This is a genomic window from Jiangella ureilytica (genome assembly GCF_004348545.1).
GTDB lineage: Bacteria > Actinomycetota > Actinomycetes > Jiangellales > Jiangellaceae > Jiangella > Jiangella ureilytica.
Genome location: NZ_SMKL01000025.1, coordinates 1 through 20,888, shown reverse-complemented (window position 1 = coordinate 20,888; position 20,888 = coordinate 1). Strand labels below are relative to the sequence as shown.

The 20,888-nt window shown below is 72.3% G+C and carries 20 protein-coding genes and 2 pseudogenes; 9 read left to right on the top strand and 13 right to left on the bottom strand.

The annotated features are described in order from the left end of the window. Positions 1 to 19: 19 nt before the first annotated feature. Positions 20 to 751, top strand: a complete 732-nt coding sequence (locus E1212_RS29995; RefSeq protein WP_203416810.1) for a nuclear transport factor 2 family protein — start codon at positions 20 to 22, stop codon at positions 749 to 751. Here the strand turns inward: E1212_RS29995 and E1212_RS12975 are convergent. Together E1212_RS12975 and E1212_RS12970 are read right to left on the bottom strand one after the other, a co-directional pair. After that, positions 733 to 1,842, bottom strand: coding sequence for a sensor histidine kinase (locus E1212_RS12975; RefSeq protein ID WP_131983045.1), 1,110 nt, complete (start codon positions 1,840 to 1,842; stop codon positions 733 to 735). The genes E1212_RS29995 and E1212_RS12975 overlap by 19 nt on opposite strands. Then, positions 1,835 to 2,542: a response regulator transcription factor gene (locus E1212_RS12970; protein WP_131983043.1), complete on the bottom strand. Its 708-nt coding sequence runs from the start codon at positions 2,540 to 2,542 to the stop codon at positions 1,835 to 1,837. The genes E1212_RS12975 and E1212_RS12970 overlap by 8 nt, the downstream gene beginning before the upstream one ends. An 87-nt stretch (positions 2,543 to 2,629) precedes the next feature. On the opposite strand from E1212_RS12970, the gene E1212_RS12965 reads away from it, so the two are divergent. Next, the gene (locus E1212_RS12965) at positions 2,630 to 3,349 is read left to right on the top strand and encodes a M15 family metallopeptidase (RefSeq protein ID WP_131983041.1); all 720 of its coding nucleotides are present in this window, start codon (positions 2,630 to 2,632) and stop codon (positions 3,347 to 3,349) included. 66 nt (positions 3,350 to 3,415) lie between these two features. Here the strand turns inward: E1212_RS12965 and E1212_RS12960 are convergent, their stop codons facing one another. Further along, positions 3,416 to 3,676 (bottom strand): GlsB/YeaQ/YmgE family stress response membrane protein, encoded by a 261-nt coding sequence (locus E1212_RS12960; RefSeq protein WP_131983040.1) that lies wholly within the window; start codon positions 3,674 to 3,676, stop codon positions 3,416 to 3,418. A 160-nt stretch (positions 3,677 to 3,836) separates the two neighbouring features. Here E1212_RS12960 and E1212_RS12955 point away from each other — a divergent pair, with 160 nt between their 5' ends. Next, on the top strand, positions 3,837 to 5,177 hold the full coding sequence (locus tag E1212_RS12955) for an MFS transporter (RefSeq protein WP_131983038.1): 1,341 nt from the start codon (positions 3,837 to 3,839) through the stop codon (positions 5,175 to 5,177). Here E1212_RS12955 and E1212_RS31075 read toward each other — a convergent pair. Next, positions 5,065 to 5,523: a glycoside hydrolase family 5 protein gene (locus tag E1212_RS31075; RefSeq protein WP_131983036.1), complete on the bottom strand. Its 459-nt coding sequence runs from the start codon at positions 5,521 to 5,523 to the stop codon at positions 5,065 to 5,067. The genes E1212_RS12955 and E1212_RS31075 overlap by 113 nt on opposite strands. 53 nt (positions 5,524 to 5,576) lie before the next feature. Then, complete coding sequence (locus E1212_RS12945) at positions 5,577 to 5,894, bottom strand: MerR family transcriptional regulator (protein ID WP_131983034.1); 318 nt, start codon at positions 5,892 to 5,894, stop codon at positions 5,577 to 5,579. A 148-nt stretch (positions 5,895 to 6,042) separates the two neighbouring features. On the opposite strand from E1212_RS12945, the gene E1212_RS12940 reads away from it, so the two are divergent. The 4 genes from E1212_RS12940 to E1212_RS29430 all read left to right on the top strand — a co-directional run bounded on the left by E1212_RS12940 (position 6,043) and on the right by E1212_RS29430 (position 8,977). Continuing rightward, positions 6,043 to 6,540: an Hsp20/alpha crystallin family protein gene (locus tag E1212_RS12940; protein ID WP_131983032.1), complete on the top strand. Its 498-nt coding sequence runs from the start codon at positions 6,043 to 6,045 to the stop codon at positions 6,538 to 6,540. A gap of 147 nt (positions 6,541 to 6,687) precedes the next feature. Next, positions 6,688 to 7,581: a sigma-70 family RNA polymerase sigma factor gene (locus E1212_RS12935; protein WP_131983030.1), complete on the top strand. Its 894-nt coding sequence runs from the start codon at positions 6,688 to 6,690 to the stop codon at positions 7,579 to 7,581. A 181-nt stretch (positions 7,582 to 7,762) separates the two neighbouring features. Next, on the top strand, positions 7,763 to 8,815 hold the full coding sequence (locus E1212_RS12930) for a TIGR03557 family F420-dependent LLM class oxidoreductase (RefSeq protein ID WP_131983028.1): 1,053 nt from the start codon (positions 7,763 to 7,765) through the stop codon (positions 8,813 to 8,815). Positions 8,816 to 8,830: 15 nt separating this feature from the next. Beyond that, positions 8,831 to 8,977, top strand: a complete 147-nt coding sequence (locus E1212_RS29430; RefSeq protein WP_162605448.1) for a hypothetical protein — start codon at positions 8,831 to 8,833, stop codon at positions 8,975 to 8,977. 105 nt (positions 8,978 to 9,082) lie between these two features. On the opposite strand, the gene E1212_RS12925 is transcribed toward E1212_RS29430, so the two are convergent. From E1212_RS12925 to E1212_RS12895, 7 genes are all read right to left on the bottom strand, one after another. Next, on the bottom strand, positions 9,083 to 11,830 hold the full coding sequence (locus E1212_RS12925; protein WP_131983026.1) for a CBM35 domain-containing protein: 2,748 nt from the start codon (positions 11,828 to 11,830) through the stop codon (positions 9,083 to 9,085). Between the two features lie 48 nt (positions 11,831 to 11,878). Next, the gene (locus E1212_RS12920; protein WP_203416809.1) at positions 11,879 to 12,736 is read right to left on the bottom strand and encodes a carbohydrate ABC transporter permease; all 858 of its coding nucleotides are present in this window, start codon (positions 12,734 to 12,736) and stop codon (positions 11,879 to 11,881) included. Continuing rightward, positions 12,733 to 13,629 carry a carbohydrate ABC transporter permease gene (locus E1212_RS12915; RefSeq protein WP_131983024.1) on the bottom strand — a complete coding sequence of 299 codons (897 nt, stop codon included), beginning with the start codon at positions 13,627 to 13,629 and terminating at the stop codon, positions 12,733 to 12,735. The genes E1212_RS12920 and E1212_RS12915 overlap by 4 nt, the downstream gene beginning before the upstream one ends. A gap of 6 nt (positions 13,630 to 13,635) precedes the next feature. Continuing rightward, a complete protein-coding gene (locus tag E1212_RS12910) occupies positions 13,636 to 14,982 on the bottom strand; it encodes an ABC transporter substrate-binding protein (RefSeq protein ID WP_131983022.1) in 1,347 nt (448 codons plus the stop codon). A gap of 43 nt (positions 14,983 to 15,025) precedes the next feature. Beyond that, positions 15,026 to 17,149: a glycoside hydrolase family 36 protein gene (locus tag E1212_RS12905; RefSeq protein WP_131983020.1), complete on the bottom strand. Its 2,124-nt coding sequence runs from the start codon at positions 17,147 to 17,149 to the stop codon at positions 15,026 to 15,028. Between the two features lie 112 nt (positions 17,150 to 17,261). After that, a complete protein-coding gene (locus E1212_RS12900; protein ID WP_131983018.1) occupies positions 17,262 to 18,278 on the bottom strand; it encodes a LacI family DNA-binding transcriptional regulator in 1,017 nt (338 codons plus the stop codon). 280 nt (positions 18,279 to 18,558) lie between these two features. Further along, complete coding sequence (locus E1212_RS12895) at positions 18,559 to 19,608, bottom strand: alcohol dehydrogenase catalytic domain-containing protein (RefSeq protein ID WP_131983016.1); 1,050 nt, start codon at positions 19,606 to 19,608, stop codon at positions 18,559 to 18,561. 130 nt (positions 19,609 to 19,738) lie between these two features. Between E1212_RS12895 and E1212_RS31070 the strand changes: the two are divergent. Both E1212_RS31070 and E1212_RS12885 read left to right on the top strand, forming a co-directional pair. Continuing rightward, positions 19,739 to 19,889 (top strand): annotated as a pseudogene (locus E1212_RS31070) (transcriptional regulator); the annotation flags it as partial. 374 nt (positions 19,890 to 20,263) lie between these two features. After that, on the top strand, positions 20,264 to 20,749 hold the full coding sequence (locus E1212_RS12885; protein WP_131983014.1) for a hypothetical protein: 486 nt from the start codon (positions 20,264 to 20,266) through the stop codon (positions 20,747 to 20,749). Positions 20,750 to 20,808: 59 nt separating this feature from the next. Here E1212_RS12885 and E1212_RS31275 read toward each other — a convergent pair. Continuing rightward, positions 20,809 to 20,888, bottom strand: a pseudogene (locus tag E1212_RS31275) (SUMF1/EgtB/PvdO family nonheme iron enzyme); the annotation flags it as partial.

Genomic DNA, 20,888 nt, shown 5'->3' with positions numbered 1-20,888 from the left:
CTATCTACAGGAGCCCGAGATGCCGACCCTCACGACGGCCCAAGTCATCGACCGCTTCAACCGTGTCTTCACCGAGCACGACGCCGAGTCGCTGCCCGAGCTGATCGGGACCGACTGCGTCATGGAGGCCATCCAGCCGGCCCCGGACGGCGCCCGCACCGAGGGCCGCGACGCCTGCCTGGCGTTCTGGCGGGCCCTCGCGGCCGACCACACGACCCGATTCGAGCCCGAGGACGTCACCGTCGCCGGCGAGCGGGCGACCATCCGCTGGCGGTACCACTTCGGCGACGGCCCGGCCGGCTCCGTGCGCGGCGTGACGCTCCTCCGGGTGAGCGACGGCGTCATCGTCGAGGCGCTCGCCTACAGCAAGACCGGCGACGTCCCTCTGGCCGCCGAGACGGCCGGCACCCGTGAGGTGCTCGACCGGTACAACGACGCCTTCCGGCTGCACGATCCGGGACTCCTGACGGACCTGATCGCCGACGACTGCGTCATCGAGGACTCCGGCCCGGCTCCGGACGGGGTCCGCCGCGAGGGCGGCGAGGCCTGCCTGGCGCGCTGGTCAGAGCTCGCCGGGAACCGGGCGCTGAGGTTCACACCGGAGCGGGCGGAGATCCACGGCGACCTCGCCGTGCAGCCGTGGGTCCTCACCTGGGGCGACGGCGATGAGGACCGGCTCCGCGGCGTGAACCTCCTCCGGATCCGCGGCGGCCGCATCGTCGAGGCGCGCGGCTACGTGAAGGCCTCGTGACCGACGGCGTCCGGTGCGGCGGGCAGCCGGACGGTGACGCGGAGCCCACCGGCCGGGCGGGGGCCGACGGTGAGGGTTCCGTCGTGCGCCTCGGCGATGCTCTTGACGATCGCCAGGCCGAGGCCCACGCCCGCGTGGTCGGAGCGGACGCGGCTGGTGCCGCGCTGGAACGGCTCGACCAGCGTCGACACCACGTGCGCGGCTCGCTTCACGCCGGTGTTCTCGACGGTGAGCAGCACGGCTCCCGGCTGCACGCCGGTCGTGACCCACACGGTGCCGTCCTCGGGCAGGTTGTGGACGATCGCGTTGTGCACGAGGTTCGTCGTCAGCTGCAGCAGGAGCGCGGACGAGCCGACGGCGGGTGCCTGGTCGCCGGAGGTCTCGATGGCGACGCCGCGCTCCTCCGCGAGGGGCAGCAGCGTCTCCGTGGTCTCCTCCGCGATCAGCGAGAGGTCGACGTGCTCACGCGTGAAGGACCGCTGGTCGGTGAGGCTGAGCAGGAGCAGCGCCTCGGTGAGGTCGATCGCCCGCGTGTTGACGCTGCTGAGACGTTCGACCAGCTCGCCGGTGTCGCGGCTCGGGTCGTTGCGGGCGACGTCGAGCAGGATCTGCGTGGTCGCCAGCGGGGTGCGCAGCTCGTGAGAGGCGTTGGCGGCGAACCGCCGCTGTTCGGCGACGTGCGCCTCGAGCCGGGCGAGCATGGCGTCGAAGCTGTCGGCCAGCTCGCGGAACTCGTCCCTGGGGCCGTCCAGCCGGATCCGGTGCGCAAGCGATCCGTGCGCGGCCAGCCGGGTGGCCTGGGTGATGCGCCGCAGGGGCGCGAGCATGCGGCCGGCGAGGACCCATCCGCCCAGCAGGCCGAGGGCCAGCAGGAACACCAGCGCCGCGGCCGCCTTCGGGAAGAAGGCGCGCTGGAGGTCGCTGCGATTGGGGATGAAGCCGTCGCGCCCGAACATGACCGCTCTGTCGGGGACGTACCGCAGCAGGAAGACCCACACGACCGCGAGCAGCAACGCGCCGGCGAGCATGAGGAACCCGGCGTAGCTCAGGGTGAGCTTGAGACGGACGCTCGGGCCGGGTGGCCTATCCATCGTCCGCTCCTGCGTCGACGGCGCCGGCTGCGGTGTCGGGCGCGGTGTCGATGCGGTAGCCGACGCCGGGCACCGTGGCGATGACCCAGGGCTCGCCGAGCCGCTTGCGCAGCGCCGAGACCGTGATGCGCACGGCGTTGGTGAACGGGTCGGCGTTCTCGTCCCACGCCCGCTCCAGCAGCTCCTCGGCGCTGACGACGCCGCCGTCGGCGGCGACGAGGACCTCGAGCACGGCGAACTGCTTCCGGGTGAGTGCCACGTAGCGGCCGTCGCGGTAGACCTCGCGGCGGAACGGGTCCAGCCGCAGGCCCGCGATCTCTCGCACGGGCGGCCGGTTGTGGGCGCGCCGGCGGTCGAGAGCCCTGAGGCGGAGCACGAGCTCGCGGAGCGCGAACGGCTTCGTGAGGTAGTCGTCGGCGCCGAGCTCGAACCCGGAGGCCTTGTCGTCGAGCCGGCCGGCGGCGGTCAGCATGAGGATCGGCATGCCGCTGCCGGAGGCGACGATGCGCCGGGCGATCTCGTCGCCGGAAGGGCCGGGGATGTCGCGGTCGAGGACGGCGATGTCGTAGGTGTTGACGCTCAGCAGCTCCAGCGCGGTGTCGCCGTCGCCGGCGATGTCGGCGGCGATCGCCTCGAGGCGCACGCCGTCGCGAATGGCCTCGGCCAGATATGGCTCGTCCTCGACGATCAGCACCCGCACGCTCTCGATGCTACGAGCCGGAGCATATCGCCGGCGTATCGAAATCCGGATACGCGCTGACAACACCCGGGTGCCTTGGCTGGACGCATGTCCTACAGCCGACCAGCGCGAAGAGCGGCCCACCGCACGTCGTCGACCATCCTCGCCGCCGCCGTCGTCCTCGGCGCGGCGATCGTCGCTGTCGCCGCTTCACCCCTCGACCTGCTTCCCGGCGACGACTCCACGCCTGCCGTGGGCAGTGCCGACGCGGAAGCCGGCGCGGAGGCAGACGCCGGACCCGCCGCCACCGATGCGGGGTCCGGCCGCCCGGCCAGGGAGGACTCCCGGCCCGGCCGCCCTCCCTCGATGCCCCTCGGCGAGGCGGACGGCGCCGTCCCCGACGGTGTGACGGTCTTCGACGACGACGTGCCGGCTGTGGCCCAGCTCGACCCCGACCTGCTCGACGCCCTCCGCGAGGCCGCGTCCGATGCCGCGGACGACGGGGTCGAGTTCGTCGTCAACAGCGGCTGGCGATCGGCGGAGTACCAGGAGCACCTGCTCCGCGAGGCCGTCGCCGAGTACGGCTCGGAGGAGGAGGCGGCCCGGTGGGTCTCCACCCCGGAGACGTCCCTGCACGTGTCGGGGGACGCCGTCGACCTCGGGCCGTCCGAGGCGACGGACTGGCTGTCGGAGCACGGCGCGGAGTACGGGCTCTGCCAGATCTACGACAACGAGCCCTGGCACTACGAACTGCGCCCCGACGCCGCCGACGACGGCTGTCCGCGCAGGTACGACGACCCGACCCAGGATCCGAGGATGCAGGAGTGACCGGCACGCCCGGCCGAACCCTCCCCCGGCACCGGTTCCATCCTCAGACCCGACCGCGGGGGGCCGTCAGTGCGACTGCTTCTGGCGGCCGTTGAGCGCCTCGGCGGTGCCGATGAGCAGCACGGCGGCGATGACCGCGACGATGAATCCCAGCACGTTGAGCTCGAAGATGTCGCCGGTGCCGAGGAGGTTGGCGATCACTCCGCCAATGACCGACCCGGCGAGGCCGAGCAGCAGGGTGGCGATCCAGCCCAGCTTCTGCTTGCCGGGCGTCACCAGCCGGGCCAGGACACCGATGACGAGGCCCGCAACGATGAATCCGATCATGGTCTTCTTCTCCTCGTGACGCGGATCTTTCGGTACCGACCCCTTACCCGTCCTCGGCGACCCCAGACCTGTCGTCGCCGACAGGGCGCCATCGACCGCTGACCGGCCTGAACGCGAGCCGGCCGGATCACGGGCGGGCTCCGCGGGTACGAGACCTCCCATGCTGCCGGTCGCCGTGCTCTGCATCGCCGAGCTCGTCAACGTGCTGGGCGTGACCGTGGCCGTGCCGGCCCTGCCGGCGATCGAGCGCGACCTCGGCACGTCCGGCGCCCTCGTGGTGACGGGGTATGCGGCGGCGTTCGGCGGGCTGCTCATCCTCGCCGGCCGACTCGGCGACCGGCTCGGTGCGCGGCGGGTCCTGCTGGCCGGCCTGACGGTGTTCGGGCTGGCGTCCGCGGCGGCCGGGCTGGCGCCGACGTCGGAGGGACTCGTCGTCGCCCGGTGCCTGCAGGGAGCGGCCGCGGCGGCGATGATCCCGAACGCCCTGAGCCTGCTGGTCGCGCACGCCGGGGACCGGCACGACCGCGCCGTCGCGCTGTGGACGGCGGTCGGTGCGGTGGGCGGCGGCAGCGGGTTCTTCGTCGGCGGCGTGCTGACCGACGTCGGCGGCTGGCGGTGGGTCTTCCTGCTGAACGTGCCGGTGACGGTGGTGCTGGTGGTGGGTGTGCTGACGGTGGTGCGCCCGGCGCCGCGGCGGCCCGGTGCCGGCCTCGACGTGGCCGGGGCGGCCACGGTCACCGCAGCCCTGATCCTGCTCGTGCTGGCCACGTCGGCGAGCGGTCCGCTCGCCGCCGGCGGCATCGCGGCCGTCGTGGTGCTGCTGGTGGCGTTCGTGCTGATCGAGCGGCATGCACGCGACCCCGTCTGCCCGCCCGAGACCTGGTCGGACCGCCGGCTGACGTCGTCGTCGGCCATCGCCTTCGTGAACAACGCGGCCACCGGATCGGCCGTGGTCGTCGCGGCCGGCTACGCCCAGCGTGAGCTGGGGCTGACGCCGTCGGCCAGCGGGCTCGTGCTGCTCTCCTTCAGCGTGGCCGTCATCGCCGGGTCGGCCGCCGCCCCCCGGCTGGCGCCGAACCGGCCGTACCGTGCCATGGCCGCCGGGCTGGCCGTCATGACCTCCGCCGCGCTGGCTCTCGCGCTGGCGGCCGGGGTGACGACGGTGACGACGGGCGTGCTGGCCGCGGGCCTCGCCCTGCTGGGCGCCGGGCTGGGCTGCTCCGCCGTCGGCTCCACCACTCTCGGCACGTCCGGACCCGAACACGGCCGCGGCATGTCGTCGGCCCTGATCAACACCGGCGGCCAGGTCGGGACCGCGGTGGGCGTCGCCGTCGTGCTCGCGGTCGCCGACACCGGCGGGCACCGGGCCGGCTGGCTGCTGTCCGCCGTCATCGCCCTGGCCGGGTTCGGAGCGCTGCGGCACCCGAATGGGCCGACCCGCCGAGCGACGAACGGGACGGGGCGACGGCGGACGAGAGGACACGAGACCAGCTCGAGCTGATCGGCAGGTACCGCCGCGCGAGCTGATCCCACCTGGCGAGGAACCGGTCGCGCTGACCGTCCGGGTCCGCCTGCAGCTCGTCGAAGTGGTGCACGTTCACTACGACGGTGAGACCGCGGCCGAGCGCGTGGTCGACCACCCCGCCGACCAACTCGAGAGCCGCGGGTTCGACCGTGTACGGGCGCCGCGCATCCGTGTGATCGGACCAGCGCACCGGCAGCCGGACGGTGTCGAATCCGGCGGCCCGAGCCACCTCGATCTGCCGGACGCAACGGCCGGCCGCCTCCAGTCCCGGCGCATCGAGCAACGCGGCGACGTTGACGCCGCGGCGCACCGGGCCGGCCATCGCCCCGGCCTATCGACCAGCCGTCGACCGCCGCCCGCACCGGGACGGTCGCGTCAGGTGTCTTCCGCCGGTGAACCGCCCGGCGCCGAGAGATCGTGACGGAGCCGATCGTTCTCGGTCTCGAGCTCGAGGACCATGGCGATGCCGGCGAGGTTGAGGCCGCTGTCGAGCAGCTCGCCGATGCGGCGGAGCCGGTCGAGGTCGTCGGCGCTGTAGCGGCGGGTCCCGCCGTCGGTGCGGGCCGGCTTGAGCAGTCCGCGCGCCTCGTACAGGCGGAGGTTCTGCACCCCCATGCCCACGAGGTCGGCCGCGACCGTGATGCCGTACACCCCCCGCGCCGAGTCGATGTCGCCGTCGCCGCCGCTGGTCATGAGCCTCCTGTGCGCTTGCAGGTCCAGATGTGTTGCACGCTTTGTGAGCGCTATGTTATAGAAAAACTATAGCGCATGCCATAGATCGCACCCGAGCGATCCATGGCCGGAAGGAGCATCTCGTCTGGAAGCGATGGAGGTGGAACCGATGCTTATGCGCACCGATCCGTTCCGTGAGCTGGACCGTCTGACCCAGCAGATGTTGGGCACCAGGGGCACCCTCGCCCGTCCGGCCGTCATGCCGATGGACGCCTGGCGCGAGGGCGACCGGTTCGTCGTCGAGTTCGATCTGCCGGGCGTGGCCGTCGACTCGATCGACCTCGACGTCGAGCGCAACGTCGTGACCGTCAAGGCCGAGCGTCCCGCACCCGAGAACGACATGGAACTGATCGCCGCCGAACGACCACGCGGCGTCTTCAGCCGCCAGCTGGTGCTCGGCGACAACCTCGATCTCGAGCACATCACCGCGAACTACGACTCCGGTGTCCTGACGCTGCTCATCCCGGTCGCCGAGCAGGCGAAGCCGCGCAAGATCAACGTGACGTCGTCCGGCGACCACGGCCCGCAGGCCATCGACAGCGGCGCCGGCCGGACGCTGACCGGCGACATCGAAGGTTCGGCGACGAAGCACGCCGTACCGGCCTGAGTCGGCCGGCGCTCGCCGGCCACGCACCCGGCCGGGCACTACTCGGGTCCGGCCGGGTGTCATCGGGCGGCGAACGGGTACCTTCCCCGTCGTTCAGGACGTGGTTCGGAAGTGTGCCCTCCTTCATCCACACCTCTTGGGGGACACATGACCACGCTGACGTCCGCTCGTCCAACGCGCGAGCGCGACCACTCGACCGCGCCGGCCCGGTACGTCGACCGGCGAGAGCACGACGAGCGGACCAACGCCCTCCTGCGCGCGGCGGCCCGCGCCACCGCCGGGGAGCGGCGTCGGCTCATCCACGAGGCCGTGACCGCCAACCTCGGGATCGCCGACGCCATCGCCCGCCGCTACCAGGGGCGCGGCGTCGACGCGGACGAGCTGCGCCAGGTCGCCTACCTGGGCCTGGTGGCCGCCGCTCAGCGCTTCGACGCCGAGCGCGGCCACGACTTCGTCTCCTTCGCCGTGCCCACGATCCTCGGCGAGGTCAAGAGGTACTTCCGCGACCACGTCTGGACCGTTCGCCCGCCGCGTCGCGTGCAGGAGCTGCGCAGTGCGATGACGGCGGCATCGGACCGGCTCTGCCAGGAGCTCGGGTCGGTGCCCTCTGCCGACGACCTGGCCGATCACCTCGGTGCCGACCCGGTGGAGATCAGGGAGGCCGAGAGGTCCGCCGACTACTACACCGCGATGTCGCTCGACCAGCCCACGGCCGCCGCCCACGGAGAGGGCCTCACGATCACCGACACGCTGGGAACGTCAGAACCCGGCTTCGACCACGCCGAGGCCCTCGTCGTACTGCGGTCCGCGTGTCGTGCACTCCCCCGCCGCGACGCGCACATCGTCTACCGCCGCTTCTTCTGCGGCTGGACCCAGCAGGAGATCGGAGCCGAGCTCGGCATCACCCAGATGCAGATCTCCAGGCTGCTGACGCGGATCCTGCGCGACCTGCGCCAGGCCATCGGCGAGCCCACACCCACCGACGCCTGTCGCCCATCCGCGCGATCCTCTCCTGTCGTGGCGGGTACCTCGTCCACCTGATCGCACCGCCGTCGTCGAAGGGATCGCATCGGCCTGCGCGGCCATGAGCACGCTCACCGTGGTGACGCATGCGGCTCGGGATCGATCGCGGCCTCCTCGCCTTCCACGGACCCCCGGTGCTCCCACCCCGCCAGGTCCAGCGTCGGCGTGTGCGGACGGAGCGCCTGGGTAGGGGCGCGGCATGGGAGTCATCGAATCGGCGCGGGGACTGCTGTGGGCCCGTCGCCGCCAGCCGGACGAGCTCGCATACGGCCTTGCGCTGGCGCACGAGCGGTTCAGCGCCGACCAGCTGCTGACCCAGGCCGCCGAAGCCGAACGCGCGGGCTTCGACCTGGTCTGCTGCAGCGATCATCTCGCGCCATGGTGGGAACCCGGCGACCCCGCTCCGGCGGCCAGCGGCAACGCCTGGGTGTGGCTGGGCGCGGCCAGCCAGGTCACCAGCACCGTCGCGCTCGGGCCGGCCGTCACCGCCGTCGTGCACCGCTACAACCCCGTCGTCGTGGCGCAGCAGGTGGCGACGCTGGAGATCCTCGCTCCCGGACGCGCGTTCCTGGGCGTCGGCTCCGGAGAGGCGATGAACGAGGTGCCGGCCGGCCTGGACTGGCCGCCGGTGGGCGAGCAACTGGAGCGGACCGAGGAAGCCCTGACCATCATCCGCCGACTGCTCGACGGCGAGACCGTGACCTTCCGCGGCCAGTACTTCCGGACCGATTCGGCGCGGCTCTACGGCCTGCCCGAACGGCGCCCGCCGATCTTCATGTCCGCGTTCGGGCCGCGCGCGGCCGAGGTCGCCGGCCGCCACGCCGACGGCGTGTGGACGCTCGCCGACCCGCGCACCGTGCCCGGCGTCGTGGCCGGATACCGCCGGGCGTGTGAGGAAGCCGGGCGCGAGCCGGGTGAGATCATCCTGCAGGCGATCGCCGCCATCGACGACACCGGCGACGCCGCCGTGGACAGCGCGCGGGAATGGAAGGCCATCCAGGTCAAACGGCACTACAGCGACGACGTCCACGACCCGGCACAGATCCAGGGCAACGGCCGGAACGAGGTGTCCGACCTGGCGTTCAAGACAGCCGGCCTGTTCTCCCCCGACCCTCAGGACCACGTGCGGAAGATCAAGGCACTGCAACAGCTCGGCGCTACCGCCGTCGTCGTCATGAACGTCGCGGGCCGCGACCCGATGGGAACCATCCGGGCCTACGGCGAGTCCGTCCTGCCGCAACTCAGAGGATGAACGAGGAGGCACCACATGAGCGATCCGCGCGACACCGACCAGGCCACCCACGAGGCGGAGGAACACGACCAGGACGCCGAACCCACGAAGAACGCGCCAGACGCCGGCCGGCCCGACCTGACCGAGCTCTCGGACGACCGGACGGACGATCCGACCGGCTGATCAGCGCCGCCGCTGCCCGGCCCGTGCCGGCAGGTGACGCCGCCGACGCGCGGCGGCACTGAGCAGGCGGACCGGCCCGCCCGCGAGCGGGCCGGTCCGCGAAGCTCAGTCGACCCGGACGGGGGCGATCTCGAACCGGTCGAGGTCCGGCGCCCAAGGGCTGTCCAGGACCGGACGGCACGGCTGCGGGCAGCCCTCCGCCGTCGCGCCGCGGGCCGGATCGTTGAACAGGGTGATCTCGTTGGACCCGGCCTCGAGCGTCACCGGGACGCCGCGGGCCCACCAGTTCCCCCACGACCAGGTGTTCTTGAACCAGTGCCGCTGCGCCTCGGCGCCGTTGACGGACACGTCGATCGGGCGGGAGATGATGTCGGCGTTGTACGGGTGGCCGGTGTCGCGCTCGTCGTTGGCGTAGTGGACGACCAGCAGGTGCTCCCCCGGCTCCGCCGCGTCGACCGTCAGCGTCACCGAGTTCGCCGGGCCGTTGCCGACCCCGCCGACGTACGAGCCGCCCGATGCCGCGCGGTGCGAGCGGACCTCGGCGGCTCCGGCGAGCTCCGCGTCCTCGGCCTCGACCGCCGTCACCGGCTGCGGACCGTCGACGGCCGGCGTGACGGTGACCGCGTCCAGCCGCACCGGCGTCGGGCCGGTCGGCGTCACCGTCACCCGGTTGACGCCCGCGGAGAGGAACAGCCGGTGCCGGTCGGTGTCCCAGAACCCGCCACCGGGCGCCGCCACCAGGGTGGCGCCGTCGACCTCGCGGCGGTCCAGCTCGATCTGCGCGACCGCCGTGCCCGGGCGGCCCGGGCTGCTGTGCCGGACGTCGAGGTCGTAGTAGCCGTCCTTCTCCGCGTAGACGACGAACAGCTCCTCGGCGCCTCGCCGCAGCACCACGTGGCCGGAGCCGGACTGGTCGGCGCGGTCGTACTCGTAGCCGGCGGCGCCGCTGCTCTGCGCCAGCTCGGCCTCGTAGACCCGGGCCGGCTCCGCGCCGCCGTCGCTGCCCAGCTGCTCCAGGTCGATGCGGTCGAGGGTCGCCTCGCCGATCGCCCGGCCCAGGGTGGGGTCGGACGCGGCCAGCCGGAGCTCGTTCCGCCCGGCTTGCAGAGTGACGACGACGTCCGCCCGGGTCCGCCAGGACCAGTTCATGGTCGCCTCGTAGTCGACGAACCGCGGCGACGCGCCGTTGACGGTGAGCACCTGCTGCGACGGCTGCCCCGTCTGGTTGCCGTACATGATGCCCACGCGATAGTCGCCCGCGGCCGGGACGTCGACGGCGAACGTGACGGCGCTCGCCGCCTGGTTCAGCGAGCCGACGTCGCGGTTGCCCGACGCCGCGGCCGCGTTCCAGTTCTGCAGCGTGCCCTGGGTGTAGACGGTGCCGGCGGTGATGGCCGCGTTCTCGGCCTCGTAGGTCGCGCGCCACGGCCGCTCGACCGGCGCCCGGCTGCCGCTGCCGCCGGGCGAGAGCACGATCTCGTAGGCGGTCATCCGGTCGACGTTGGGACCGCCGTCGCCGTGCACGCCGAGCCCGCGGATCGGCACGGTCACCGACCCGCCCACCGGCGTGGCGTCGGCGCTGTGCAGCACCTCCGGCGGCGGCGCGTCGGAGTTCTGGCCGCTCCACGTGGTGGCGCGGACCTCGACGTGGACGGTGTCGCCGAACAGCTCCTCCTCGACACCGTTCACGACCACGTCGACGGGGTCGGCCGTGCCGCCGGTGACGATGCGGGCCTGCCTGCGGTCGTCGTCGACGACGGCGATGGCGTCCAGCGCGTCGACGGTGGTGGTGTCCGGCCGGGAGACGGCGACCGTGTCACCGCCGTGCAGGTCGGCGTACATCTTGTAGAACCACCAGCCGCCGCCGGGCTTGTTCGTCTGCACGACGTCGCCGGCCTGGCCGCCGGCCGCGGTCCAGTACGCCTTGCCGCCGGCGGCGACCTTGGCCTCCTCGAACATCGCGGTCCACTTGATCAGCTGGCCGGGGACGGTGAGGTCACGGTTGCCGCCGTACTCGTTGATGTCGATCGGGATGGGGTCGACACCCAGCTCCTGCTCCAGCGCGCGGTAGGTCGCGTAGGTGCTGCGGAAGTAGTTGCCGCTGGCCGGGTCGAGGCTGTTCGACGGCAGCTGGTGCCAGGTGGTGAGGTCGGGCAGCACGTCGTTGTCGCGCGCGAAGGTCAGGAAGTCGCGGTAGTTGCGCTGCCGGAAGGTGGCGTCGTTCATGCCGGCGACCCGGGCTCCGGGGTGGTTCGCGCGGATGTACTCGACCGCCTGCTTCCAGTGCCGCAGGAACGCGTCCATGCGGGTCCGGTAGGCCGTGGCGTTGTTCGTGCTGAGGCTGTACCAGATGTGATCGGGCTCGTTGAACGGCACGTAGACGAATCGGTCGGCGTCCGGGCGGGCCGTCACCTGGTCGACCACCCAGGCCAGCTTCTCCATGTAGTTCGCGAAGCACACGTCGTTGCACGGGACGACCCCGCCGGGGTTCTCGTAGGTCCACTGCGCGTACATGTCCTGCACGTAGATCTGGACGTACTCGCCGCCGTTGCGGAAGAACGGGCCGGCGACGACGAGCGCGTCGCCGTTCGGGTGCTGTGCGCCGGCCGGCGGCTTCTGCGCGATGCTGTGCAGACGCAGCGGTTCGAGGGTGTTGTCGCTGGGCACGCCGTCGTCGCTGAGCCCGTACAGGGTGCCGCTGCCGGCGCCCAGGAACGGGCCGGTGCGCTCGTCGAGGTCCACGACCAGCTGCTGGGCGTCGTCGGCACGGGCCGGCGGAGCCGGCAGCGTGCTCGCCGCCAGTGCGCCGGCCACGACGCTCAACGCGGCGACCGGTGCGATCCATGTTCGCATGAGTCCTCTTTCCGTCGTCGTCGATGGTTCGGAGGTGGTGCGAGGGCGTTACTTGACCGCGCCGCTGGTGATGCCGGAGATGATCTTCCGCTGGGCCACGACGAACACGATGAGCAGCGGCAGGCTCATCAGGACCACGTACATGAAGATCAGGTGCCAGTTGTTGAGGTAGAGCCCGGCGCTGGCCACCTGGAACAGGTTGAGCGGCAGCGTGTCGAGCCGGCCGCCGAGCACGAAGAACGCGTAGAACACGTCGTTCCACACGTAGAGGCAGATGAGGATCGTCGCCGTCGCCAGCACCGGCCGGAGCAGCGGCAGGATGATCCGCACGAACACCTTCACCGGCCCGGCGCCGTCGACCCGGGCGGCCTCTTCCAGCTCGAGCGGGATGGTGCGGACGAACCCGGTGACGAAGAAGATCACCGTGGACAGGTAGATGCCGGCGTAGACACCGATCATGCCGGCGGCCGTGCCGGCCAGGCCGAGCTGGCGCAGCAGCAGCACGATCGTCACCACCGCGGGCGGCAGCACGATGCCGCTGATGGCGGCCGCGTACAGGACGGCGTACGCGCGGCCCGTTCGCCGGGCCAGCACCCACGCCGCCATCGAGCCGAGGACCAGCACGCCGGCCACCGCCGGCACCATGACCAGCAGGCTGCCCGCGAACGCCGACGGGATCCGGCCGCGCTCCCAGACCTCGCGCAGGTTCTCCCACAGCTGCCAGTCCGTGGGCGGGGCGAGGTTCGGGCTGAGCGCCTCGCCCTGCGACTTCCCCGCCGTCATGACGACCAGCCACATCGGGATGCCGACGAGAACCGTCACCAGCACGACGGTGACCAGCGGCTGCAGCCGCGACCAGGCCGAGCGCTCCCGCAGCGGCCGGCGGCGCAGCGTCGCGCCGCTCACAGGACCTCCTCCCGGCGGCGCAGCATTCTGATGACCGGGAACGCCAGCAGCGCGACCATCAGGAACAGCACCAGGCTCATGGTCGTGGCCTGCGCGAACAGCCCCTGGCCGAAGGTGCGGTAGATGAAGATGTTGAGGATCTCCGTGGTCCGCGCGGGGCCGCCCTCCGTCGTCGCCTGAACGATGTCGAAGCCGTTCATCGACCCGAGCAGCGCGGTCGCGACGCTGAACGTCACCGCCGGCGCCAGCAGCGGGAAGCGGATGGTCCAGAACGCCTTCCACGCCGGGGCACCGTCCATGCGGGCGGCCTCGAGGACGTCCTCCGGCATCGTCTTCAGCCCGGCCAGGTAGATGAGCATCGACAGCCCCATCCACTTCCACGCGTGGATCAGCGCGACGACGACGATCGTCCAGGTGGTGTCGCCGAGCCACGGCGTCGCCACGTCGCGGCCGGCGACGAAGCCGAGCACGTCGTTGAGCGCCCCGTCGGGCTTCAGCAGCGCCTGGAAGATGTAGCCGACCGCCAGCGCCGACATCAGCACCGGGATGAAGAACGCCGCCCGGGCGATCCGGTTCAGCGCGGTGTCCCGCTCCAGCAGCACTGCCAGCGCCAGTCCGAACACGTTCTGGAAGATCGCCACCAGCACCGCGTAGACGAGCGTGATCCGCAGCGACGAGAACAGCGTGCCGCTCTCGGCGAGGGCGGTGAAGTTGTCGAACCCGACGGCATTGATCTCGCTCGTGAAGCTCGACCAGTCCGTGAACGCGTAGACGAAGTTGAACACCGTCGGGACGACGAAGAACACGGCCAGCACGACCAGCGCCGGGAGCAGGAACCAGCCGGGATGGGTGGTCCGCTCCCGCCGCCGGTCAGCCGCTGGAGCATGAGCCATGGACGGTCATCCCCCGACGCCGGCCGCCTGGGCCAGCTGCTCGAACTGGTCCTGCGTGGCCGTCGCGACCTGCTCGGGGGTCATCGTTCCGGCCAGCATGTCGGCCAGGTTGAGGTAGAGGTCCGGATTGGCGACGGCGAGCGCCTGCATGGAGCCCACGGAGTCGGCCAGCGACGCGTGCACGTCCAGCAGCGCCTGCGGCACGCCGTTGGGGCTGGGCACGTCGGACTTCAGCGAGACCGTCTGACGGTCGGCCACGAAGTCCTCGTAGCCCGGGCCCATCCAGTACGCGAGCAGCTGCCGGGCCGCGGCCTCGCGCTCGGCGTCGCCCGTGCGGAACGCGACCAGGGCGTTGCTCTGGTCCGGGATGAACGTGCCGACGTTGCCCGACGGCGAGATCGGGAAGAACCCGATGGTCTCGTCCAGCGTCGCGGTGTCGGCCTTGGCCTGGAGCTGGCCGAAGAACGAGTTGACCTGGACGACCATCGCGGCGTCGCCGGCCAGCAGTGCGTCGCCCTGGTCCTCGAACGTGGCCGTGACGATGTCGTCGTTGAACAGGCCCTCCTCGACCAGGCCCTGGTACGTCGTGATGGCGTCGACGACGACCGGGCTCTCGAACGTCTCCTCGCCGGCGTTGACACGGTCCCAGAACCCGTCGGCGGCCGCGTCGGCCAGCTGCACCTGCACCCACCACTGGGTGGCCCAGCGGTCGGCGCCCATCTCGAAGAAGGGGGTGACGCCGGCCGCGTCGAGCTGGCGGGCGACGTCGACCATCTCGGCGAAGTCGGTGGGGGTCTCGGTGATCCCGTTGGCCTCGAAGACCTGCTTGTTGTAGTAGACGCCCTCGACCGCCGGGCTGGTGATCAGCGCGGCGTAGCGGGTGTCGTCGAGGATGCCGGTCATGTCCCGCAGCTCCGGCTCGAGCTCCTCGATCCACGGCGCGTCGTCCAGCGGCTGCAGGTTGGTGCGTGCGTTGATGGCGGTGAGCATCGACGCCGTCGGCTGCCAGAACGCCAGGTCCGGCATGTCGCCCGTGGCGACGCGGGTCTGGATGCCCTGCTCGTACGGGTCGGGGATGGTGACGACCTCGACCGAGGCACCGGTCTCCTCCTCGAACGCCGCCACGACCTGCTCCGGGACGGTGGTGCTGTTCTGTGCCGCCCAGATGGTCAGCTCGACGCCGTCGAGGTCGCCGGTCGGGTCCGGCCACGCGGCGTCGCCGCCGGCGGTCTCGCCGCCACCGTCGTCGCCGTTCCCGCTGTCGCCGGACGGGCCGGACGCGGGATCGCTGCAGGCGGCGGCGGTCAGGGTGACGGCGGCCAGCGCCGCCACGAGTGTCAGGGATCTCTTCATCGAGCCTCTCCTCGTCCTCGGTACGGGGTCGGTTTCGGGTCGGTCAGGTGTGGCGCAGTCGGTACACGCGGGCGGCCGGGGCCGGCCCGCCGTCGAGGCGCAGGACGCCGGCCTCGGCGTCCCACGCGTGCGGCCAGGCGGGCAGCCGCCGCGGGTACAGCACGTCCATCCCGGGTGTGCTGCCGCGCAGGTGCGGCAGCGGGAGGTCGACGGCGGCGTCCGCGCCCGGCCGCCGCCACACGGCCAGGACGCTCGCGTCGCCGGTGCGCAGGCCGAGGGCGATCCACCCGTCGGTCCAGCCGGGCAGGCCCAGCGGCCAGAACGGGATCGCCCGGGCCAGGTGGGCGCGGATCGCCCGGTGCGCCTCGACCCCGTCGCGGACCAGCGAGAACTGCTCCGCCGTCATCCGGTTCAGGTGGCCGGAGAGGTAGAGCCGGCCGAGGAGGCCGGTCGTGACGGTGAACGCGATCTCCTCGTCCGTCATCTCCGGCTGCGGGTACGCCCAGCTCGCCGACTGCTCGGGCAGCACGGCCATCGGCGCCGCCGCGGCGATCGGCGGGTAGAGCAGCGGGTTCTGCTGGTCGCTGGTCGACTGCAACTGCAGCCGGGCGAGCAGCGCGTAGTCGATGCGCATGCCGCCGGACCCGCAGTTCTCCAGCACGAGGTCGGGATGGCGGTCCAGCACGCCCTCGAGCCAGCGCAGGTGGGCCCGGTTGTGGGCGAGCAGCCCGGCGCCGGGCGCGTCGGCCTTGGCATCGGTGCCGGCGCCGGGGTTGATGTTGTAGTCCAGCTTGAAGAAGCGGATGCCGAACTCCTCGACCAGCCGGTCGACGGTGGCGTCGAGGTGCGCGACGGCGGCCGGGTGGCGCAGATCGAGGTGGTACCGGCCGTTCTCGGCCTGCCGGCGGCCGTCGCGCTGGAAGAACGCGTCCGGCGGCAGGCTGTCCGCGAGCGGGCTGCGCACGCCCACGACCTCGGGCTCCAGCCACAGGCCCGGCCGCATGCCGGCGGCGCGGATCGCGTCGACGACTTCGCCCAGGCCGTCCGGGAACCGGGTGGTCGACGGCTCCCAGGCGCCGACGCTGTCCCACCAGGTGCCGTCCTCGTCGTACCAGCCGGCGTCGATGCAGAAGTACTCCGCACCCGCCCGCGCCGCGGCGTCGACCAGCGGCAGCAGCCGCTGGGTGGTGGGGTCGCCGTCGAGCGTGTTCATGTAGTCGTTGAAGACCACGGGAAGCGCCTCGCGGTCCGGATGCGGCCGGACGAGCGCCCGCCGGTACGCCGTCAGCGCGGCCATCGCCGCCTCCAGCCCGCCGTCGCCGACGGCCAGCGCGGCCGGGACGCTGGTGAACTCCTGGCCGGGCTCGAGCGTGTGCCGCCACTGGTGGTCGGCGTCGCCCGGCCCGTGTAACGCGAGGTAGACCCCGTCGAGCCGCTCGCCCACCTCCCAGCGCCAGGCGCCGTTGTGCTCGACCTGGAACGCCCATGCCGTCCCCGTCGCGGTGTCGACGAGCGCGCCGGCGGGCAGGTACTCCCCCGACGACCACGATCCGTGGCTGGCGAGCACCAGGGCGCCGCGCGGGTTCTTGCCGTGCGTCGACAGGTCGATGTCGGGCAGCCGGTGCTCCCGCAGCGGCCGCCGCTGCCACCGGCCTTCGGCCAGCCAGTCGTTCTCGGCCCAGACGACGTCGATGCCGTCGGCGCCGCCGCCGGGCCGGAACGCTCCGGTCGCGAGCGAGCTCACGGCGTGCAGGGTGACCGGTTCGGACCCACTGACCAGGACCGTCGTCTCGGCCTGAAGAGCGGCCACGGCCAGCGGCGAGCGCAGCACCGAGGTCACCAGCAGCCCGGCTTCGTCGTCGAACTGGTCGATCTCGAGCCGGATCCACCCGTCCTCGCGCGAGGTCCGGTGTCCGGAGTACCGCAGCCGCGCGCCGGCGATGCTCTCGATCTGCCGCGGGCCCGACCACACGCTTCCGTCACCCGCGACGAGCAGCTCGACGAGCGGCTGCCCGGCCCGGTCGCGGGTCGATTCCTCGTCAGCGCGTGCCGGCCGGACCGGCACGGCCGCGATCCGGTTGAGCCGGACCGGGCCGCCGTTGCCGGTGATCAGCTCGACGGTCAGGGCGTCGTGACCCCACACGATGCGGGCGGGCTGCGACGTCATCGGCATCGGCCTTCCTCGGTGCTGTTAACGCTCACAGGTCGAGGCGTTCCGCCGATGATAACGTTTTCAGAATGGGAGTCAAGAGTCGATTCCGGACCGGCGCCGATAGGGACTAGCGCGCCGACGGCGGCGGGCCGCTGCTCTCGCGGATCACCAGCCGGGCCGCCGTCGACGACGTCTTGGCGGTCTGACCGGTGCCGAGCAGCCCCCCGAGCAGGGCGAACGACCGCCGCCCGAGATCGGCGAAGTCCTGCTCGACGGTGGTGAGCGCCGGCGTCCAGAACCGTCCCATCGGATGGCCGTCGAAACCGACCACGCTGATGTCGCCGGGCACCGCGCGACCGGCCTCGTGCAGGCCGCGCATCAGGCCCATGGCGAGCTCGTCGTTGCCGCACAGCACGGCGGTGACGTCGTCGCGCCCGGCGAGCCCGCGGCCGATCTCGTAGGCGCGCTCCGGCTCCCAGCCGGCGTCGAGGACCGGCGGCACCTCGACGCCGGCCCTCGTCAGTGCGCGCTTCCAGCCCGTGGCCCGGCCGGCGCGGCGACCCGAGGTCGGCACCGCGACGTAGTGCACGGTCCGGTGCCCGAGCCCGAGCAGGTAGTCGGTGGCCGCCATGGCTCCGGCGGTGTCGTCGAGGACCGCGTGCGGCACACCGTCACCGCGCCCGCCCGACGCGGCCACGACCGGCAGGCCGTCGGGCAGTTGATGCAGCGCCGCGGCACCGGGCGGGTCGAACTTCAGCACGACGACACCGGCGACCGGATGGCTCAGCGCGAGGTCGACGGCGGCCTGGACCGCGCGCGGCTCCTCGGTCTCGATGACGGTGATCATGACGATGAAGCCGGCCAGCCGGGCCGCCTCTTCGATGCCCTGCAGCGTGGTCGCGTAGCCGTAGCGCGTGGTGTTGCTGGCGAGGACCGCGATGACCGACTGCCGCCCCGTCACCAGCGCCCGGGCCGCGCCGTTCGGCCGGTAGCCCAGCTCGCGGATGGCCGCCATGACCCGATCGGTGCGCTCCGGGCTCACCGGCACCGAACCCGTCAACACCCGCGACACCGTCGGAACGGACACACCGGCCAGCCGCGCCACATCGGTGATGGACGGCGCTCTCGTCGACGACCTGGCCATGTCGCCCGAGGATACCCACCCTCCTCAGACGTCGTCGTGTCGTCTGCGACGTGCTCGAGCCACGTCGTGGTGAGTGCCGGGGCGGCCGTCGAGAACAGCCGGGGACCCGGACAGGCGAAAGCGCCACTGCCACTGCGTTTCCGCAGGTCAGGGACACAGGCCTCGCAGCCGTCACGACCGCGATGGCTCACGGCGTCGGTACGTCCACGTCGGACTCGCCGTGCACCCGGCCCCGCTCGTGGTCCCGCACAGGGCCTGCGTCCCGGCGGGCAGGAGACGCTCATGGCCGGATCATCACCTTGAGAGCGCTGCGCTCGTCCATCGCGGCGTAGGCCTTCGCTACGTCCTCCAGGTCGGCGACGGCGTCGAAGACGCGACCGGGGTTCACGGTGCCGTCGAGAACGTCGGGCAGCAGCCGCTCGATGTACGCGCGGGCGGGGGCGGGGCCGCCGGTCAGGGTGATGTTGGGGCCGAAGAGGCTGCCGAACCCGACCGGTGCGTCCGCGTACTGCGGGACGCCGACGCGGCTGATGACCCCGCCGGGGCGGACCACCCCGACGGCCTGCTCGTAGGCCGGCAGGTGACCGACCGCCTCGAGCACGATCGGGCTGCCGCCGTCGGTCAGCTCTCGTACGGCGGCGATGCCCTCCTCACCGCGCTCGGCGACGACGTCGGTGGCGCCGAACTCCCGGCCGAGGTCGGTGCGCACGTGGTGGCGGCCCATCAGCACGATCCGCTCGGCGCCGAGCCGGGCGGCCGACAGGACGGCGAGCAGCCCGACGGCGCCGTCGCCGATGACGGTGACGGTGCTGCCCGCGCCCACGCCGCCGCGGAGGGCGGCGTGCCAGCCGGTGCCGTACACGTCGGAGAGCGTGAGCAGGCTCGCCAGCCGGGTCTCGTCGGTGCCGGCGTCGACGCCTGGGACTGCGACGAGGGTGCCGTCGGCGAGCGGGACGCGGACCGCCTCAGCCTGCCCGCCGCCCGTCCCGAGCTTCCGGTCGTTCCAGAACCCGCCGTTCACGCACGAGGTCTGCAGGCCGGCCCGGCAGAACTCACACCACCCGCACGAGACGGCGAAGGGAGCGATGACGAAGTCGCCGGCGCTCAGCGTCGTGACCTCGGCACCCACCTCCTCGACCACGCCGACGAACTCGTGACCGATCGACGCGCCGTTCTCGGATGCCGGCCTCGAGTGGTACGGGTGCAGGTCACTGCCGCACACGCACGCCCGGACCACGCGCACGAGCGCGTCGGTCGGCAGCTGGACCATGGGGTCGGGGACGTCGATCACGCGGATGTCGCCCGCGCCGAACAGGTAGGTGGCTCGCATGCACCCAGTCAACGCCACTCGGGCCCGTTCGGGGGCGAGCCTGCGGTGCCCGGCACCGCCAGTACCTCCCTTCCTGCCCGCCCACCCGGCAACCGCCGAGTGTCAAGGGATTGCGCCGCGCGGAGGTGGCCCTGCTGGCGGGGTGCGGCCGGCGATCCAGCAGGTGCTCGACGACCGACGCACCCGCGTGGGTCCGCGACGGCCGGCGCGGGCGTGCGCTCTACTCCCTCGTGCTCGCCGACCCCCGCCGACCGGCCACCACCACCCGGCTCGTCTACCTCGACCTCCCAGGAGGGCTTCCCCACCGAGGGCGCCGACGTCGGCGGACCTGACCTGGCCCGGTCGGCCCTCCGGCCTCTCGAGTGCCGACTTCGCACGCGGAATACGCGACCGTCGTGAGCCGCTGAACCGGAAAGACGTCGATGGCGAGCGCCACGGACGCCGAGACGAAAGGTAGCGACATGATCTCGCGCAACCTCCGCGCGGGCGAGCGGCGCGGCATCCGGACCGCGGCACGTCCGGCGTCGACGCGTGGGCGGTGGGCATGAACGTGGCGGCACCTTCGGCTCCAGGTCGTACTCGGCGCGCCGGCCGGCCCAGTTCGGCCGTCACCGCGATCGGTGTTCTGGTCGCCCTGGGTTGCGTCGGGTTCGCGGTGGTCAACATCGTCTTCGAGTTCAGCGACCACTTCAGCGACGGACGCTACGCCGACCATGCCTCCGCGTTCACTGTCATGAACTGGCTGGTGACCATCCTCAAGGCGATCGGAGCCGTGGTCGCGCTGCTCTCCATCGCGAGACCGTCCCGCCACATCCGGCCCAGCGCCATCACCGTGGTCATCTGGGGCGCCTTCGCGACACTGACCGTCTATGCCTTGGGCAGCGTGGCACAAGCGATCGGGATGGCCGCAGGCCTCACCGGCTCCGTCGACGACATCGATCTCGCCGGCATCGCGTACGTCATGTTCTTCCTGCTGGCGGCGGGCGGCTTCGGCGTCCTCGCGGTCTCGTACTCGCGGCGGCACCGGATGCCGGCACGTCTAGCGGTCCTCGGCGTGCTCGGCGCACCGCTGCTGCTGGGCCTGGTGCTCGTGGTCGTTCCCGCGCTGTTGACCGCCGTCGGACTGATGCCGTCCGAGTGATCGGATCTCGGGCGGCTCATCACCGCGCCGGTACACCGAGCCGGGGAAACGAGACGAGCTCATGGCAGGTCCGCGGCGCAGCGGAAGCCGATGTTGCCGGTCGAGCTGTCCGGGGTGTTGCTGGTGCGGGCGGCCACAC

Coding starts and splice junctions, on each gene's coding strand:
- E1212_RS12960 (WP_131983040.1), bottom strand. CDS start 3,676: ATGATCGGATTCATCGTTGCGGGCCTCGTCATCGGTGTCCTGGCCCGG.
- E1212_RS12915 (WP_131983024.1), bottom strand. CDS start 13,629: ATGGCTCATGCTCCAGCGGCTGACCGGCGGCGGGAGCGGACCACCCAT.
- E1212_RS29430 (WP_162605448.1), top strand. CDS start 8,831: ATGAGCGATCCGCGCGACACCGACCAGGCCACCCACGAGGCGGAGGAA.
- E1212_RS12975 (WP_131983045.1), bottom strand. CDS start 1,842: ATGGATAGGCCACCCGGCCCGAGCGTCCGTCTCAAGCTCACCCTGAGC.
- E1212_RS12925 (WP_131983026.1), bottom strand. CDS start 11,830: ATGCGAACATGGATCGCACCGGTCGCCGCGTTGAGCGTCGTGGCCGGC.
- E1212_RS12905 (WP_131983020.1), bottom strand. CDS start 17,149: ATGACGTCGCAGCCCGCCCGCATCGTGTGGGGTCACGACGCCCTGACC.
- E1212_RS12895 (WP_131983016.1), bottom strand. CDS start 19,608: ATGCGAGCCACCTACCTGTTCGGCGCGGGCGACATCCGCGTGATCGAC.
- E1212_RS12940 (WP_131983032.1), top strand. CDS start 6,043: ATGCTTATGCGCACCGATCCGTTCCGTGAGCTGGACCGTCTGACCCAG.
- E1212_RS12930 (WP_131983028.1), top strand. CDS start 7,763: ATGGGAGTCATCGAATCGGCGCGGGGACTGCTGTGGGCCCGTCGCCGC.
- E1212_RS12935 (WP_131983030.1), top strand. CDS start 6,688: ATGACCACGCTGACGTCCGCTCGTCCAACGCGCGAGCGCGACCACTCG.
- E1212_RS12965 (WP_131983041.1), top strand. CDS start 2,630: ATGTCCTACAGCCGACCAGCGCGAAGAGCGGCCCACCGCACGTCGTCG.
- E1212_RS31075 (WP_131983036.1), bottom strand. CDS start 5,523: ATGGCCGGCCCGGTGCGCCGCGGCGTCAACGTCGCCGCGTTGCTCGAT.
- E1212_RS29995 (WP_203416810.1), top strand. CDS start 20: ATGCCGACCCTCACGACGGCCCAAGTCATCGACCGCTTCAACCGTGTC.
- E1212_RS12955 (WP_131983038.1), top strand. CDS start 3,837: ATGCTGCCGGTCGCCGTGCTCTGCATCGCCGAGCTCGTCAACGTGCTG.
- E1212_RS12910 (WP_131983022.1), bottom strand. CDS start 14,982: ATGAAGAGATCCCTGACACTCGTGGCGGCGCTGGCCGCCGTCACCCTG.
- E1212_RS12900 (WP_131983018.1), bottom strand. CDS start 18,278: ATGGCCAGGTCGTCGACGAGAGCGCCGTCCATCACCGATGTGGCGCGG.
- E1212_RS12945 (WP_131983034.1), bottom strand. CDS start 5,894: ATGACCAGCGGCGGCGACGGCGACATCGACTCGGCGCGGGGGGTGTAC.